General features: G+C 54.3%; 12 protein-coding genes. 11 read left to right on the forward strand and 1 reads right to left on the reverse strand.

Annotation, left to right across the window (positions count from 1 at the left end):
* Positions 1-3: 3 nt before the first annotated feature.
* From FE848_RS04905 to FE848_RS04915, 3 genes are all read left to right on the forward strand, one after another.
* Positions 4-2,112, forward strand: a complete 2,109-nt coding sequence (locus FE848_RS04905; RefSeq protein ID WP_200201620.1) for a TonB-dependent receptor domain-containing protein — start codon at positions 4-6, stop codon at positions 2,110-2,112.
* Between the two features lie 142 nt (positions 2,113-2,254).
* Entirely contained in the window at positions 2,255-3,310 is a 1,056-nt protein-coding gene (locus FE848_RS04910; protein WP_200201621.1) for a cytochrome-c peroxidase, read from the forward strand.
* A gap of 261 nt (positions 3,311-3,571) precedes the next feature.
* A complete protein-coding gene (locus FE848_RS04915) occupies positions 3,572-4,330 on the forward strand; it encodes a substrate-binding periplasmic protein (RefSeq protein ID WP_310965491.1) in 759 nt (252 codons plus the stop codon).
* 66 nt (positions 4,331-4,396) lie between these two features.
* Here the strand turns inward: FE848_RS04915 and FE848_RS04920 are convergent, their stop codons facing one another.
* Entirely contained in the window at positions 4,397-6,217 is a 1,821-nt protein-coding gene (locus FE848_RS04920; protein WP_200201622.1) for an acyl-CoA dehydrogenase C-terminal domain-containing protein, read from the reverse strand.
* Positions 6,218-6,472: 255 nt separating this feature from the next.
* Between FE848_RS04920 and FE848_RS04925 the strand changes: the two genes are divergently transcribed.
* From FE848_RS04925 to FE848_RS04960, 8 genes are all read left to right on the forward strand, one after another.
* Positions 6,473-7,057: a DUF3833 domain-containing protein gene (locus FE848_RS04925; RefSeq protein ID WP_200201623.1), complete on the forward strand. Its 585-nt coding sequence runs from the start codon at positions 6,473-6,475 to the stop codon at positions 7,055-7,057.
* A 37-nt stretch (positions 7,058-7,094) separates the two neighbouring features.
* Positions 7,095-8,189, forward strand: a complete 1,095-nt coding sequence (locus FE848_RS04930) for an efflux RND transporter periplasmic adaptor subunit (RefSeq protein ID WP_200201624.1) — start codon at positions 7,095-7,097, stop codon at positions 8,187-8,189.
* 3 nt (positions 8,190-8,192) lie between these two features.
* Positions 8,193-11,306, forward strand: a complete 3,114-nt coding sequence (locus FE848_RS04935) for an efflux RND transporter permease subunit (protein WP_200201625.1) — start codon at positions 8,193-8,195, stop codon at positions 11,304-11,306.
* A 38-nt stretch (positions 11,307-11,344) separates the two neighbouring features.
* On the forward strand, positions 11,345-12,625 hold the full coding sequence (locus tag FE848_RS04940; protein WP_200201626.1) for an MFS transporter: 1,281 nt from the start codon (positions 11,345-11,347) through the stop codon (positions 12,623-12,625).
* 344 nt (positions 12,626-12,969) lie between these two features.
* Positions 12,970-14,856, forward strand: a complete 1,887-nt coding sequence (gene mnmG, locus FE848_RS04945; protein ID WP_200201627.1) for a tRNA uridine-5-carboxymethylaminomethyl(34) synthesis enzyme MnmG — start codon at positions 12,970-12,972, stop codon at positions 14,854-14,856.
* Between the two features lie 8 nt (positions 14,857-14,864).
* Positions 14,865-15,506, forward strand: coding sequence for a 16S rRNA (guanine(527)-N(7))-methyltransferase RsmG (gene rsmG / locus FE848_RS04950; protein WP_200201628.1), 642 nt, complete (start codon positions 14,865-14,867; stop codon positions 15,504-15,506).
* Positions 15,507-15,570: 64 nt separating this feature from the next.
* Positions 15,571-16,365, forward strand: coding sequence for a ParA family protein (locus FE848_RS04955; protein WP_200201629.1), 795 nt, complete (start codon positions 15,571-15,573; stop codon positions 16,363-16,365).
* 65 nt (positions 16,366-16,430) lie between these two features.
* Positions 16,431-17,306: a ParB/RepB/Spo0J family partition protein gene (locus FE848_RS04960; RefSeq protein ID WP_200201699.1), complete on the forward strand. Its 876-nt coding sequence runs from the start codon at positions 16,431-16,433 to the stop codon at positions 17,304-17,306.
* Positions 17,307-17,336 lie beyond the last annotated feature (30 nt).

Genomic DNA, 17,336 nt, shown 5'->3' on the forward strand with positions numbered 1-17,336 from the left:
GGTATGTTGTTTTATCGGATAGCCATGGGTGCGGCCTGCAGCGCGCTTGTTTTCAATACGGCGGCACAAGCGCAACCTGCGGAGCTGAATGAGCTGGTGGTAACCGCCTCCGGCTTTGAACAAAGCCAGTCTGCTGCGCCTGCCAGTATTACTGTTATTTCCGGTGAAGAGATCCGTAGCAAACAAGCGTTCAGTCTTACGGATATTCTGGATGACGTGGAAGGCCTGGATGTCAGTGGCTCTGCCGGTAAAACTGGCGGTTTCGATATACGCATGCGTGGCATGCCCTCAGAATACACCTTGATTCTGATTGATGGTCGCAGGCAGAACACCGCTGGCAGCGTAACCCCTAATGGTTTTGGCCAGACCGCAACAAGCTTCCTGCCGCCCCCTTCCGCAATTGAACGCATTGAAGTTGTACGTGGTCCCATGTCGACCCTTTACGGATCTGACGCCATGGGTGGTGTTATCAACATCATCACCCGCAAAGTTGGCCCGGAATGGGCATCTACCCTCACAGCAGAAACGACACTCAACCAGGACAGTGATTTTGGTAACAGCCGAGCCTATAGCGCCTATACCAATGGACCGCTGGTGGACGACCTGATTGGCTTTCAGCTGCGTGGTCGCTGGTTTGAGAGGGATGAGTCCAAACTGGAATATCTGGACTTGAACGGCGATCCGATTGAAGTCAGCACCCGAGGGCCGAGCCCGGTTGAGTCTGAACAGTATACGGTTGGTGGTCGCTTTACTGTAACGCCCGGAGAGTCGAATGACCTTTGGTTGGATATCGAAAGCAGCAAACAGGATTACGATAACTCAGAAGGGCAATTGGGTACCTTGGGCGTAAAAGGTTACAAACCGGAGCTGGAGTTCGATCGTGACCAGTTTGCTGTGGGCCACACTGGTCGGTTCGATATCGGCACGCTGGAAACCAGCATCATGAGAAATGTGACGGAAACCATCGGCCGGGTTATTCCCGAAGGTGTGCCCGGGAAGACGCCGGGGTCTGACCGGGAACTGAAAACGGAAAACCGTGTAATCGACAGTAAGTTGGTAATGCCATTAGCCAATCACGTGGTGACAGTCGGCGGTCAGTGGCTTGATGCACGGATGATCGATGGCGTCGCAACGGACGAATTCAAGCAGAAAACCCAAGCCCTGTTCGTAGAAGACGAGTGGTTCCTGGCCGAGGATCTCGCCCTGACTCTGGGTGGCCGGTATGACCACCATGATTCGTTTGGTGGCCAGTTCAGCCCACGAGCCTATCTTGTGTGGAACTCTACACCCGAGCTAACGGTTAAAGGTGGCGTAAGCCGAGGTTACAAAACACCAGGCCTTGAGCAGTTGGCCCCCGGCGTTATCGGTTTTACCGGGCAGGGCACCATCCCACTGTTCGGGAACCCGGATTTGAAACCCGAGAAATCAACATCAACGGAACTGGCAGTGATCTACGAAAAGCCGGCGGGCTACCGGGTGGGTGCAACGGTGTTCTACAACGAGTTCACTGACAAAATTGCAGAAGGCCCCGACCTGCTGAACTGCAGTTATGCACAAGATCCAAACCGACCCGGCTGTGTTGATAGGGGTAACTGGCCTCTGGCGGATGTGTTTGGCCAGGACCTGAACATTGATGAAGCCATTACCCAGGGCGTGGAGCTGCATGGCTCAGTGCCGTTCGCGCAGGATTGGCGTCTGGGTGCAAACTACACATACACCGACAGCGAGCAAAAATCCGGAGAGAATAAAGGCGAGCCGCTTACTGATACACCGGAGCATATGGCGAATATTTCCTTGCGCTGGGTGCCTTCCGTTCGCTGGTCAGCCTTTGTGAAGGCCCAGTACGAAAGCGAGCGTTACCGTGCGCGGGACAGGATCAGAGGGGCTGCTTCGTATGCAGACCTGGGTGATTTCAAATCCGTTACCCTTGTGCACCTGGGTGGCCAGTATCAGGCTTCAGAAAACCTGGGTTTCAGTGCCACCATATATAACCTTCTGGATGAAGACTTTATCGAGTATCAGGCCTATGACAACGGCGCCCAATACGGAAACCTCTACGCCAACTCGGAAGAAGGTCGGCGTTTGTGGGTGTCTGCAACCTACTCATTCTGAGACACATCAATCGCTGATATGAGAATTTGACGGTCGTCAATTTTGCTGCCGGTAATTGTGCCGGCAGTTTTCAAATTATTTACAAAAATTAATCTTCTGCTAGCTTGGTAACAGTAAATCCTGTTAATGAGAGAGCAGAAAGATGAAACGGCAAACACTGAAGCTTGCTATCGCTGTCAGCCTTGGCCTTACCGCAGGAGCAGCCATGGCTGCCGACTTGCAGGATCGTGCGCGGGACATGTTTTCGGCGATACCCCAGTACCCACCGGTTATCGATGGCAACGAACTGACGGAAGCGAAAGTTGAGCTTGGTAAGATGTTGTTTTTTGAGCCCCGTCTGTCCGCAAGCCATCTGATCAGCTGCAATACCTGCCACAACGTGGGTATGGGTGGACACGATTACCTTCCTGTCTCTATTGGCCACGGTTGGCAGAAAGGGCCACGCAACTCGCCTACAGTCTTTAATGCTGTCTTCAACGCCGCCCAGTTCTGGGATGGCCGCGCGGCGGACCTCGCGGAGCAGGCTAAAGGGCCGGTTCAGGCGGGCGTTGAGATGAGCAGCACGCCAGAGCGCGTTGTGAAGACATTGACCAGCATGCCAGCCTATGTTGAGAAGTTTGGTCAAGCCTTTCCCGGTGAGGATGATCCGGTAACCTTTAACAACATGGCCATTGCGATCGAAGCGTATGAAGCCACGCTGATTACGCCAGATGCCGATTTTGACAAGTTCCTGCGCGGCGATAAAACAGCCTTGAACGAGCAGGAGCAAGAAGGTTTGGCACTGTTCATGGATAAGGGCTGTGTGGCCTGCCATGCGGGCGTTAACCTTGGCGGCCAGGAATACTATCCGTTTGGCCTGGTAACCAAGCCTGGTGCCGATATTCTGCCCACCGGTGACAAAGGCCGGTTTGCGGTTACCGAGACGGCCTCGGATGAGTACGTATTCCGTGCTTCACCCTTGCGAAATATTGAGCTCACAGCCCCTTATTTTCACTCAGGCGCCGTTTGGAGCCTGGAAGAGGCGGTTGCAGTTATGGGTACCGCTCAGTTGGGAGCAGAGCTGAATGATGATGAAGTAAAATCTATCACCGCTTTCCTGAAAACCCTGACCGGCAAAATACCGGAAGTGCGCTACCCGGAGTTGCCGCCAAGCACAGACAGCACCCCGAAACCAGAATCAATGGTGCTGGCTCAGTAATCTGCAAGTCCTTGGCCCTGTTACTCCCTCATGTGATTTTCGGGGTAACAGAGCCACAGGTATTTAACGTCCTTTCCTGAAGGCTGCGGGTGTTTTTTGGCCGCCTTTAACTCATGTGGGTTTTACGAAAACACACATTTTACTTCTGAAATAGTCATTATCATTGCGGTAAGCTAGCAGTACTCAGGCTTGAGTACTCGTTTGAGCCCGTTGCAAGGTAGTGCTTGGGTCGAACTTATTGAAGAGAAAAGGAGAGTTTCTGTGAGGAAGAGCGTTCGTCACATAGTGCTACTAATGGTGGCAATGATAGGAAGCATGGCGTCGGGGCAGGGTTATGCATCGGATAAGCTGTTTCTTTATACGGAGAACTTTCCGCCTTATAACATGAGTTCCTCCGGGCGGGCTTTTGAGCACAATGGAAATAGTATCGATGGTATTTGCACTGAAATGGTGAAAGCCATTCTGCAAAACACCGATCTGGATTACGTGATCAAATTACGTAACTGGGATTATGGCTACAATCGAGCCCTGGATAAGCAAAATCATGGTATTTTCTGCACAACCTTCACTGAAGAGCGTGAGAACCTTTTTAAGTGGGTAGGCCCACTGACCAAAAACCTTTGGACAATCTTCGCCGGCAGCGGGACTAACCTGAAGATTGATAAGCTGGAAGATACCAAAGGCATGCTTTATGCGGGATATCGCAATGACGTCATGACCACGTATTTGCTGGATCGCGGTTACAAGGTGTCTGCTATGGAGAGTGACGACATCAACCCGAAACGTCTTGAGCTCGGTCAGGTAGATCTGTGGATTGCTGACCGGCTGGCTGGTCCTTACTTCGCATCCCAGCAGGATGTAGAAGGGCTTGAACCGGTCTTTTCGTTTAACGAGACTGAATTGTACCTGGCCATGAACCTGGATACTTCTGAAAAAATCATGCAAAAACTGCAGGAAGGTCTCAGAAAGATCAGGAGCAATGGCATGTACGAGGCTATAGAGACCAAGTACGGACTTTAAGCACAGAAAGTTATGCAAAAAAAACCCGGGTAGGTTCCTACCCGGGATAAAGTATCACCGGTTGATCTATCCGGTGAAGGCCATATCTTCCGCACCTATCTGCATCAGGTTTTTGCTGGGGCTCAGCATGCTACTTGCGTGAGCCTGGGATCTGGGAAGCAGTCGCTCGTAATAGAATTCTGCAGTTGCCAGTTTGGTGGCATAGAAAGCCTCAGAGTCATCGCCGCCGTTATCCAAGCGATCTACCGCTGCTACCGCCTGTCGTGCCCACATGTAAGCCATGGATACGTAACCGCTGTACATAAGAAAGTCGTAGGATGCAGAGCTAACCACATCGCGATCCTTTCGCGCGGCAAGCATGATCCGCACGGTAAGCAAATTCCATTGTGCCGTAAGCTTGAGCAGCTCCACTGCAAATGGGCGCACACGGCTGTCGGTCAAATGCTTACGGGCAAAGTTTGCAATCCGGGCGGTGAATTCACGAACTGCGCCGCCTTTGGTGGTTAGCAGTACCTTACGGCCCAGCAGATCCAGTGCCTGAATACCGGTGGTGCCTTCATACAAGGTGGCAATCCGGGTATCCCGGGCAATCTGTTCCATGCCGTGTTCACGAATGTAACCGTGGCCACCAAATACCTGCATACCAAGGTTTGCTGCCTCGTTCCCAAGTTCCGTCAGGAAACCTTTAAGAATCGGGGTCAGAAAGCCCAGTTTGTCATCGTATTTTGCTGCCTTTTCATCATCACCGGCGGCGTAGCCTTCAACCATATGATCGGCCAGGCGGGCGGCGTCATAGAGCATGGCGCGGCCACCTTCAGCGATAGCTTTCTGGGTCAGTAGCATGCGGCGAACATCGGCGTGGTGAATCAGGCTGTCAGCGACATGTTCGGGGTCTTTCTTACCGGAAAGCGCACGCATGGAGCGGCGCTCTTTGGCGTAGTCCAGAGCCCATTGGTATGACAACTCAGCGGGCCCGACACCTTGAATAGCGGTACCGATACGAGCCGTGTTCATAAAAGTGAACATGCACTCCAGGCCTTCGTTCTCAGGACCGATCAGGTAGCCGGTTGCGCCATCAAAGTTCATAACGCAGGTAGCAGAGGCCTTTATGCCCATTTTCTTCTCGAGGCTGCCACAGACCACAGCGTTACGCTCACCTACGCCACCTTCGGCTGTGGGTACAAACTTCGGCACGATAAACAGGCTGATGCCACGGGTGCCCTTGGGTGCGCCCGGCAGACGAGCCAGAACAATATGGATAATGTTCTCGGTAAGATCGTGATCACCGGAGGAGATAAAGATTTTGGTACCCGTTACTTTGTAAGTACCATCAGCCTGCGGCTCGGCTTTGGTTTTTACCTGGCCCAGGTCCGTCCCGCACTGGGGTTCGGTGAGGCACATGGTGCCGGCCCAGCGGCCTTCTGTCATAGGCAGCAGGTAGGTGGCTTTCTGGTCGTCAGAACCGTGCAAATAGATGGTGTTCATGGCACCCATGGACAAGCCCGGATACATGGAGAACGACCAGTTCGCTGTACCCATCATTTCCTGCTTCAGCAGGCCCATGGAAGCGGGCAGACCTTGGCCGCCGTATTCCTCCGGGGCAGAAAGCCCCTGCCAGCCACCCATCACATATTGATCGTAAGCTTCTTTGTAGCCTTTCGGGGTGGTTACCTCGCCATCTTTCAGCGTACAGCCTTCTTCATCACCTGGCTGGTATAGGGGGCTTAGCTGCTCCTCACTGAAGCGAGCGCATTCGGCGAGGATAGCGTCCACGATATCCGGAGTTGCGTTCTCTCCGCTGGCCAATGTGGCGTAGTGCTTTGGGTAATCAAACACTTCATTCAGCAGAAACTTCATGTCACGCAAAGGCGCCTTGTATACAGGCATAATCAATCCTCTGTACTGGTCTGAAAATCTACGAGCGGGGATTATTCACCGCCAGGTTGCGTGCAGTTTTACGGCATAGTGTGGGGGATTCCATTGACGAAAAGCGCTCATGGCGGTGTCAGTAAAGACAGTCCTTGATTTTTCCACAGGCCATCCGCTGATCGAAGAGCTCTCCCGGGGCGTATTTCAGGTATCAGGCAATGAAGCGTTAATCCTGATCGCAAGACTGAATGGAAATACCCGTTGGAGAGGTTTATGAAGAGTGTAAAAAAAGTGCAAAACCTGTGTTCTGTGATACCCAAAATCGGGCGGCGCTCTATACTCGTGTTAACCGCCATTTTGGCGCTTTTGGGGGGCTGCTCTGGTCCGGCGCTGACGGATTATTCGGAACGTGAGCCCAAGCTCGTTCCTGAAGATTTCTTTAACGGTGAACTAAGCGCCCGTGGCGTGGTCAAGGACATGTCCGGTGAAGTGATTCGCACGTTCGATGCGGATATCTCCGCATCCTGGGACCAATCTGGTGTGGGTACCCTGGATGAAGAATTCCGTTTTGATGATGGCGAAGTGCAAACCAGGATCTGGACGTTAACACCATCGGCAACCGGCGACAGCTTTCATGCCGAAGCGGGCGATGTGACGGAGCCCGGAACCATGCGCTGGAGCGGTAACAGCATAAACATGAATTACGTGCTTCGGATAGCCTATGGCGATGGAACCCTGGATGTACGAATGGACGACTGGATGTATCTGGTAACGCCCGACACATTGATTAACCAGACCACCATGAGCAAATGGGGGGTTGATGTCGGTGAACTTGTGCTTGTGATACAGAAAAAATAATGCCCGGCAGTGGCCGGTCTGTCTGCTGAGAGACTCTATGTTGAAACAATGGCTGATCGGTTTGCTGCTGGTCGTATTGGCACTGGGTGCTGCGTTTATTTATCAGGGCCTGGATGACTCGTCTCAAGCCCAGGATGATTCTGAGCGCCCCCCCAGTGCAGTAAATACAGTGCTTCCCATAATCGACACGGTGCAGGATCAGGTCAGGGCAGTTGGCAGCCTGAAAGCCGTAAGTGCCGTTAAGCTGACCACAGAAACCAGCGGCCGCGTGGTAGGTATCAATCTGAAATCAGGTCGCCCGGTAAAACAGGGCGACCTGTTGTTGCGGCTTGATGATCGGCAGGCAAGGGCAGATCTGGGTGTGATTGAAGCACAGTTGGCAGATGCCCGGCGTCAGTACGAACGCGCCAGAAGCCTGCGTGACAACAACAGTATCTCCCAATCTTTCGTAGATGAGCTGAGAACCGCTGTAGAGGTGTCCGAAGCTCAGCGCACTGCGGCCCAGGTTCGGCTTGAAAACCATCGCATTGAAGCGCCGTTCTCCGGCGTGGCGGGCCTGAGCGATATCAGTATCGGCGCTTATATTACCGCAGGCACCACCATAACCACTTTGGATGCTACATCCCCCATGGAGCTGAATTTCTCCATTCCCGAGCGCTTTCTTGGCCAGATCAATCCGGGCCAGAAGGTGCAGGGCAGCTCCCCGGCTTACCCTGATCAGGCATTTATTGGCGAACTCGTTGAATTGGGTTCCCGCATTGACGAGCTTAGCCGCTCCTTGCCGGTTCGGGCCCTGATTGATAACACTGAGGGGCGATTGCGCCCTGGCCAGTTCATGTCCGTTAGCCTGACCTTGCGTGAACGCCAGGCTCTGGTTATTCCGGAGCAGGCGGTGATGGTTCGTGGTGCTGAACAATATGTATTTGTGGCAGAAGACGGTATTGCACGGCGTGTGCCCGTAACGGTTGGCTCACGCATGCCCGGGCGCGTGGAAATTGCGAAAGGACTGACAGCAGAAGATCAGGTAGTGGTGACCGGCCAGGACCGTCTGAGCAGTGGTGAGCGCATCCGGGTGACAGATGATGAAAACGCGATTCCAGACAACCGGTTTACCAGTGCTGTGGGGTCGTAAGCGGTGATTCTTTCAGATATTTCCATCAAACGCCCGGTATTTGCCACGGTTCTCAGCCTGTTGATTGTCGTGTTTGGTTTGGCCGCTTTGTTTGGCCTGCCCGTGCGTGAATACCCCGACATTGACCCACCCGTGGTATCCGTTTCGACCAACTATACGGGTGCGGCCGCTGAGGTGGTTGATACCCAGATTACTCAGATCATCGAAGGTGCCATCAGCGGTATAGAAGGAATTCGTTCTATCCAGTCGTCCACCCGCCAGGGTGGGTCTTATACCACTATTGAGTTTTCCCCCAGCCGGGATGTGGACATTGCCGCCAACGATGTGCGCGATGCAATTTCGCGAGTAAACAACCAGTTGCCGGATGAAGCAGATCCACCCGTGGTGCGCAAAGCGGATTCCGATGCCCGACCCATGATGTGGGTGACCCTGCGCAGCGATGTTTGGGATTCAGCCCAGATGAGTGATTACGCCGACCGGGTTCTGGCAGACCGGTTGGCCGTGGTCGATGGCGTTGCCGATGTGCGAATTGGTGGTGAGCGCCGTTATGCCATTCGCGTGTGGCTCGACCGGGAACGTCTGGCGGCTCGCGATATCACTGTGGCCGAGGTAGAGCGTGCCTTGCGCGCTAACAACGTAGAACTACCCGCCGGTTCGGTAGATTCCTCCACACGTAACTTTACCGTGCGGGCTGAAGGCAGGCTGGCGACGGTTGAAGAATTCCGCGAATTAGTGGTTCGGCGAGATGGCAATCAACTGCTGCGCCTCGGAGAGGTCGCCGATGTGGTTATGGGTGTAGAATCCGATATCGGGCGCTTGCGGGCCAACGGCCAAACAGCCATTGGCATGGGTATTATTCGTCAGTCCAAGGCCAATACCGTGGCAGTATCAGATGCTGTCCGGGGCGAGCTGGATAAAATACGGGAAACCCTGCCACCGGAAATAAGCATCACTGAAAGCTACGACGAATCTGTTTTTATTCGCGCCTCCATTCGCGAGGTAATGATCACCCTGGCGATTGCCGTGTCGTTGGTCATCCTGGTGATATTCCTGTTCCTGCGCTCCTGGCGCGCTACGCTGATTCCGGCAGTAACTATTCCGGTAGCGGTAATCGGTGCCTTTATCGGCCTCGGCTTTTTGGGCTTCTCCATCAACGTGCTCACCTTGCTGGCAGTTATACTCGCCATTGGCCTGGTGGTGGACGACGCCATTGTAATGCTTGAAAACATCCAGCGCCGAATTGATAAAGGCGAGCCACCACTGCTGGCGGCCTATCGCGGTGCCAGGCAAGTAGCCTTTGCGGTAATTGCCACCACACTGACTCTGGTTGCCGTGTTTGTACCCATTTCGTTTATGGGCGGCAACATAGGCCGGCTGTTTGCGGAGTTTGGTTTCACTCTTGCGGCGGCAGTTGTTGTGTCCAGTTTGGTGGCACTGACTCTGGCACCCATGCTTTGCTCCAAATGGTTAAAGCCCAGCCCGGAAAGTGGGGAAGGGCGTGGTTTTTGGGCCATCATCGAGAAGGTGCTTAACGGACTCACCAGTGGATATGAGCGGCTGCTGAAGTTTTCACTCAATCAAGCGGGCCTGGTGCTGGGCATTGGTCTGGTAGGTTTGGTTGTGGCAGTTGTGATATACCCGAAACTGCCTCAGGAACTGGCACCTATTGAGGACAGGGGCACGATTATTATGCCCGCCAATGCGCCTCGGGGTGCTACCGTTCAGTACACCGATCACTATGTAAAGCAGGCAGAAGAAAAGCTGATGCCTTTTCTGGAAGATGGACCGGCCAGCCGCATGTTGTCCATTGTCGGCTTCCGCGAGCGGGAAGACAGCGCGTTTATTATTATGGGGTTGGCCCCTTGGGACGAGCGGGAGGTCAAGCAGCAGCAGGTTACCAGCGAGATTCGAAAAAAGTTTGATGATATTTCCGGTATTCGCATGGCGGCCATTAATCCGCCAGGGCTGGGGCAGCGTGGCTTTAGCCAACCGGTAGAGTTCGTGGTTGCCGGGCCGGACTATGAATCCGTACAAGCCTGGAGTGACGAACTGGTAGAGCGGGCCAAGGAAAACCCCAACCTGTTGAACCTGCAAACCGATTTTGAACTCACCCGGCCGGAGCTCAGTGTTGCCATTGATCGCGAACGAGCAGCAGATCTGGACATTACCATTGAAGATGTGGGCCTTACACTGCAAACCATGTTGGCGTCACGGAAGGTAACCACCTATCTGGAACGTGGCCGCGAGTACGATGTCATAATGCAGGCAGATGATGCCAGCCGTGCCACCCCATCGGATCTGGGCCAGATATTCTTGCGCCCCAGAGAAGGTGGCGACCTGATTCCACTGCAGGCACTGGTTTCAATCACCGAGAAAGGGGCTAACCCCGATCTTCGGCGCATAGATCGCCTGCCTGCCGTGGTTATCAGCGGATCTCTGGCAGATGGCTACGATCTTGGCTCCGCACTGACCTATCTGAACACCTTGGCGGTAGACAGCCTGCCTTCAGAGGCCAGGTTGAGCTACCAGGGGTTGAGCCGGGAGTTTCAGGAATCCTCTTCAGCGATTTATGTCACCTTTGGTTTGGCCTTCATTATCGTGTTCCTCGTGCTGGCGGCCCAGTTTGAAAGCTGGATTCATCCGCTGATCATCATGCTCCCTGTGCCATTGGCAGTAACCGGCGCGCTGCTGGCATTGTGGTGGAGCGGCATCAGCTTGAACATATATAGCCAGATCGGGATCATTATGCTGCTGGGGCTGATGTCGAAGAACGGCATATTGATTGTGGAGTTTGCCAACCAGCTGCGAGATGAAGGCTACGCGGTTAAAGAGGCAATTCTGGCGGGAGCATCCTTGCGCTTCCGGCCGGTATTGATGACCACTATATCCACAGTCTTCGGTGCAGTGCCTCTGGTGGTTGCCACGGGCGCAGGCGCAGAAAGCCGTGCAGCAATTGGTATGGTGATTCTGGGTGGGCTGATTTTTGCGACCACGCTTACGTTGTTTATCATTCCGGTGCTATACAATCTGCTGGCCGGCTTTGCGAAATCCGCCAATGCGATTGAACATGAGCTGGAGCGTCAAGCATCTTTATCCCAAGCCAGTTCGATCGATTAATGAGCGGGCTGGCATGACCCTACAATCCGGATGTTTTCATGGCCATATCCAGCCAGTTCCGCCTACTGGGACAGCGTCGATTTTTGCCGTTTTACCTCACTCAGTTTTCCGGGGCGTTTAACGACAACCTCTATAAAAGCGCACTCCTGTTGCTGATTGCCTACAAGACCACGGGCTTGATGGGGCTATCTGTGAACACGGTAATCAATCTGGCTGCGTTTCTGTTTATTTTGCCGTTCTTTCTGTTTTCCGGCATTGCCGGGCAGATGGCGGATAGCTATGAAAAAGCCGCCATAATCCGCAAGGTAAAACTGGCTGAGATAGCCATTATGGTACTGGCCACCCTGGCACTCTGGATTGGTTGGTACGAAGGGCTCCTGGCGTTGCTGTTCCTGATGGGGGCCCAATCTACGTTTTTCGGGCCGGTGAAGTACGCCATTTTGCCCCAAGTGCTTGGAGATGATGAACTGGTGGGCGGCAATGGCCTTGTGAGCATGGGCACCTTCGTGGCGATTTTGCTCGGCACCATAGCAGCCGGTTTGCTTATGGGGCTTGAGGGGGCCGCAAAGCTGACGGCCACAAGCGTACTGGTGATGGCGGTTCTGGGCTATATTGCCGCAAGACAAGTGCCAGACACCGGAGTTGTCAGCAACGGGCAGGCAGTTCGCTTCCGCCCTGTTTTGGAAACCTGGAACCTCATGAGTGTGGCCGCCGAGCGCAAGCCGGTACTCTGGGCGATTCTCGCCATTTCCTGGTTCTGGTTTCTTGGTGCAGCCTATCTCACCCAGTTTCCCAATTTTGCCCTGAGTAATCTGCGGGGTGATGAAACTGTGGTCACACTTCTGCTATCCATGTTTATTGTGGGCATATCGATCGGATCGATGATGTGTGAGCGCCTTACGCGACATCGCATCACTCTTGCCCCTGTTCCCTGGGGCGCACTTGGCCTGACTCTGTTAGGGATAGATCTGTTCTTTGCAGTACCGGCAAGCCCGGAGCCTTCTACCTGGTGGACTCTGATGACCGACCCGGCTTACATCCGGGTATTGCTCGATCTGGTGGGCATCGGGGTTTGTGGCGGGTTGTTCATTGTGCCCCTTTACGCATTTATCCAGCATGAAACCCCTCAAAATAAACGGGCGCAAATCATTGCGGCTCTCAATGTAATCAATGCGCTGTTCATGGTTGCGAGCGCGCTCACAGGTATCCTTGTGCTCGGGGTTCTGGATGTAAGCATTCCGGGCTTCTTCTTGCTGTTGTCATCGGCTAATGGGCTGGTGCTTATCGCGGTGTGGCGGTTGAGACGGCGGACAGGATAAGAGCCTGTGGATAATTAATTGGATAAGCTGCGGACAAGCTTTGGATAGTTTTTACTAATACCTTTTAAAACAACGGGTTGCTTGTCAATACAAGGCTCTTGATAAGCAACAGATTTGTGGATAACTTTATTGAAAACTATTTGAGGAGAGCTGCCCAAGCCTATGAAAACCTGATGATTTCGGTTTTCCACTTCATTGGAAGGGTAGCTGAACAGTTATTTTTCGGGTGTTGGCTGCCATCCGTAGGTGCTTCTGGTTAAAATTTGCACATTCTGACTGCATTTTTCCGGGTGAAACGTTATACTCCCGGCCCTGTTTTTATCCCCCGATTTCCGAGGTGAGCTGTGGATTTTCCGACCCGTTTCGATGTAATTGTCATTGGTGGTGGCCATGCCGGTACCGAAGCTGCGCTTGCGGCCGCGCGCATGGGCTCGCAAACCCTGCTGCTGACCCACAACATTGAAACCCTCGGGCAGATGTCCTGTAACCCGGCCATCGGTGGCATTGGCAAAAGCCATCTGGTGAAGGAAATTGATGCCCTTGGCGGCGCTATGGCACAGGCCACGGATCTGGCGGGCATACAGTTCCGGGTACTCAATAGCCGCAAAGGCCCGGCTGTACGGGCTACCCGTGCTCAGGCTGACCGGGTTCTGTATAAGGCAGTCATTCGCCAGGTTCTCGAAAGCGAGCCAAACCTCACCTTGTTTCAGCAGGCTGCAGATGACCTGATTGTGGAAAACGATCAGGTAACCGGCGTGGTGACCCAGACAGGCATCCGGTTTAACGCCAAAACCGTTGTGCTGACAACCGGCACCTTTCTCGGCGGCGTTATCCACATTGGCATGCAGCAGCATTCCGGCGGCCGTGCCGGCGATGCTCCAGCCAACGCGCTGGCTCAGCGGTTGCGGGAATTGCCGTTTAACGTGGGCCGCCTGAAAACCGGCACACCACCGCGTATTGATGCTCGCAGTGTTGATTTTTCAGTTATGCAGGAGCAGTGGGGCGACAACCCAGCACCAGTGATGTCGTTTATTGGCAACCGGGACCAGCATCCTGAGCAAGTGTGCTGCTACGTTACCCGCACCACCGAGCAGACCCACGATATTATTCGCAGCGGCTTTGATCGCTCGCCCATGTTTGCCGGCAACATTGAAGGTGTCGGGCCGCGCTATTGCCCGTCGATTGAAGACAAGGTTAACCGCTTTGCCGACAAGGACTCGCATCAGATTTTTGTAGAGCCAGAAGGCCTGACCACCAACGAACTATACCCGAATGGCATATCCACCAGCTTGCCATTTGATATTCAGCTGGCGGCAGTGCGTTCCATTCCGGGTTTCGAAAACGCCCATATCACGCGACCCGGTTATGCCATTGAATACGACTATCTGAACCCCCAGGATCTGCGCCACACTCTGGAAACCAAGTTTATCCAGGGCCTCTATTTCGCTGGCCAGATCAACGGTACCACCGGCTATGAAGAAGCCGGTGCCCAGGGTTTGCTGGCGGGTATCAACGCCGCCCTGCGGGCGCAGGAAAAGAGCGAATGGTATCCGCGCCGCGATGAAGCCTATCTCGGGGTGCTGGTGGACGATCTGATCACCATGGGGACCAAAGAGCCTTACCGCATGTTCACCAGCCGCGCGGAATACCGGCTTATCCTCCGTGAAGACAATGCTGATCTGCGTCTCACCGAAACTGGCCGCAAGCTGGGCCTGGTGAACGACGAGCGTTGGCAAAAATTCAATGCCAAGTTTGAGGCCATTGCGACAGAGCGCAAGCGTCTGGAGACCACCAGGATACACCCTGCAACTGAAGCGGGTGAACGTGCCAATAACTTTCTCAAGCAACCCATGACCCGGGACCACACCCTGGCTGAGTTGCTTCGCCGCCCGGAAATTGCATACAGCCACGTAGCGGAGATTGGGGCCGCGCAATCGGAAGACCCGGTTGTGGCGGAACAGGTGGAAATCGAGATCAAGTACGAAGGCTACATTTCGCGCCAGACCGATGAAATCGAGCGTTTACGCCGGAATGAGAACACGGCGCTGCCTATCGACCTTGATTACGATGCCATCGGCGGGCTGTCGAATGAGATCAAGCAGAAACTGAAAGAGGTTCGACCGGAAACCGTTGCCCAGGCATCGCGAATCCAGGGTGTAACGCCGGCTGCGATCTCGCAGATTCTGGTAAACCTGAAAAAGCGCGAGTTATTGCGCAAGCAGAGCGCCTGAATGCTGCCATGACTCAAACTCTCTGGCAGCGCCAACTCCGGGAAGGGCTGGGGCACATGCAGCTCTCCCTCGATGACCACAAGCAACAACAGCTGTTGGCATTTCTTGCTCTGCTTAACAAGTGGAACAAGGCATACAACCTCACGGCTGTGCGCAACGAGGGGGAGATGGTTTCCCGACAGTTGCTCGACAGCCTCAGTATTCTGCCTTGGGTAACCACGGAACATCTTCTCGATGTGGGTGCCGGCGGTGGCCTGCCGGGAATTCCTTTGGCTATTGTGATGCCGGAAACGCGCTTCACCCTGCTGGACAGCAACGGCAAGAAAACCCGCTTTCTGAATCAGTGTGTACTGGAGCTGGGCCTCAAAAACGTGGATGTTATCCATGGCCGTGCCGAAGACTGCAAGCCGGAACAGCCATATAGCCAGATCAGCAGCCGTGCGTTTACCGCCTTGGATAACCTGGTGGCCTGGTGTGGCGACCTGCTGGCGCACAATGGCAGCTTCCTTGCCATGAAAGGCCAGTATCCGGATGATGAGGTGGCTGCCCTTCCAGCGGGTTGGCAGGTATCATCCACGCATACTCTTGGCGTTCCCGGCGCTGGCGGCGAGAGACACCTGCTGGTCCTGGGTCGGTCAGAGCAACTCTAACCAGAAAAAACCCAGTACTCGCAACAGTATTCGGCAGCGGTATTCATTAACAAGGAGGCGAGACATGGCGCGCGTGATTGCAGTGACCAATCAAAAAGGTGGTGTGGGCAAAACCACTACCTGCGTCAATCTTGCAGCCTCACTGGCCGCCACCAGGCGCCGGGTTCTGCTGGTGGATATGGATCCCCAGGGCAACGCCACCATGGGCAGTGGTGTTGACAAAAGCTCCCTGGAACTATCGGGCTACGACTTGCTTACCAAGCGTGCGACCGCTGCCGAGGTGATTATTCCTGCAGAGGCCTCCGGCTATGACATCATGCCGTCCAATGGCGATCTGACCGCCGCTGAAGTTGAGCTGATGAACGAGATTGGCCGGGAGCATCGGCTCAGGCTTGCCATCAATGGCGTTCGAGACAACTACGATTACATTCTGATCGATTGCCCGCCCTCACTCAGCCTGTTAACGGTGAACGCTCTGTCTGCCGCTGATTCAGTACTTATTCCCATGCAGTGTGAGTACTACGCTCTGGAAGGTCTGGCTGCACTGATGAATACCGTGGAGCAGATCAAGGAGACGGTTAACCCGAATCTGGAGATCGAGGGCATCCTCAGGACCATGTACGACCCCCGGAACAGTCTCACGCTGGATGTGTCTGGCCAGCTTACAGAGTATTTCGGAGACAAGGTGTACCGTGCGGTAATTCCCCGTAACGTGCGTCTTGCGGAAGCGCCCAGCTATGGCATGCCCGCATTAAAGTATGACAAAACCTCCAAGGGTGCGATTGCTTACCTGGCGCTGGCCGGTGAAATGGTGCGTCGCCACGGGGTGAAAAAGACATCGGCTCCGGTTGCGGTGTAACATAGTGGCTGGTCTCTCTTAATAAAGAAGCACAACGACTATCAACGGGAAGAATGACTGACACCATGGCGGCGAAGAAACGAGGATTGGGCGAGCGCGGGCTGGGAGCCCTGCTGGCCGGCTCCAGGGTGAACCTGGATCAGGAGCTGAAAAACCATGACGGTGAGTTGCGGCAGGTTCCTATCGATCTGATCCAGCGCGGCCGTTTTCAGCCACGCCGTGACATGGATCCAGCCGCTCTGCAGGAGCTGGCAGACTCCATTCGCCAGCAAGGGGTGATGCAGCCCGTTGTTATTCGTCCCATTGCGGAAGGCCGCTACGAGCTGATTGCCGGTGAGCGCCGCTGGCGGGCTACCCAAATGGCGGAGCTCGACAGCATCCCTGCCATCATCCGGGATGTTCCCGACGAAGCCGCCATTGCCATGGCGCTCATCGAGAACATTCAGCGTGAAAACCTCAATCCTATAGAAGAGGCCTTCGCGCTCCAGCGCTTGCAGGACGAGTTCGGCCTTACTCAGGCCCAGGTAGCGGAAGCTGTGGGTAAGTCCCGTTCCACCATCACAAACCTGCTGCGACTGATTGGGCTAACCGAAGATGTGCGCTTGATGCTGGAGCACGGCGATCTCGAAATGGGCCACGGCCGGGCCATGCTGACACTCACGCCGGAACAGCAGATGCAGGTGGCCAAACAGGTTGTCGCCAAATCCTTGTCGGTGCGCCAGACTGAAGCCCTTGTTCGCCGGCTGCAGCAGGAAGCCGGCGCTGGAAAACCGGCAAAGCCAGGCGCCATTGATCCCAATATACGTGCCCTGCAGGATGATCTTGCGGAGCGTCTGGGAGCAAAAGTATCCATTGCCCATGGTCAGCGGGGTAAAGGCAAGCTGGTTATTGAGTACAGTTCACTGGATGAGTTGGACGGTATTCTGGGCCATATCCGTTAATTGAAAATAAATTCGGAATTCTGACTGAAA

Origin of the sequence: Marinobacter sp. 1-3A, from assembly GCF_016597775.1 — a bacterium.
In the GTDB taxonomy this organism is placed as follows: Bacteria; Pseudomonadota; Gammaproteobacteria; order Pseudomonadales; family Oleiphilaceae; genus Marinobacter; species Marinobacter xiaoshiensis.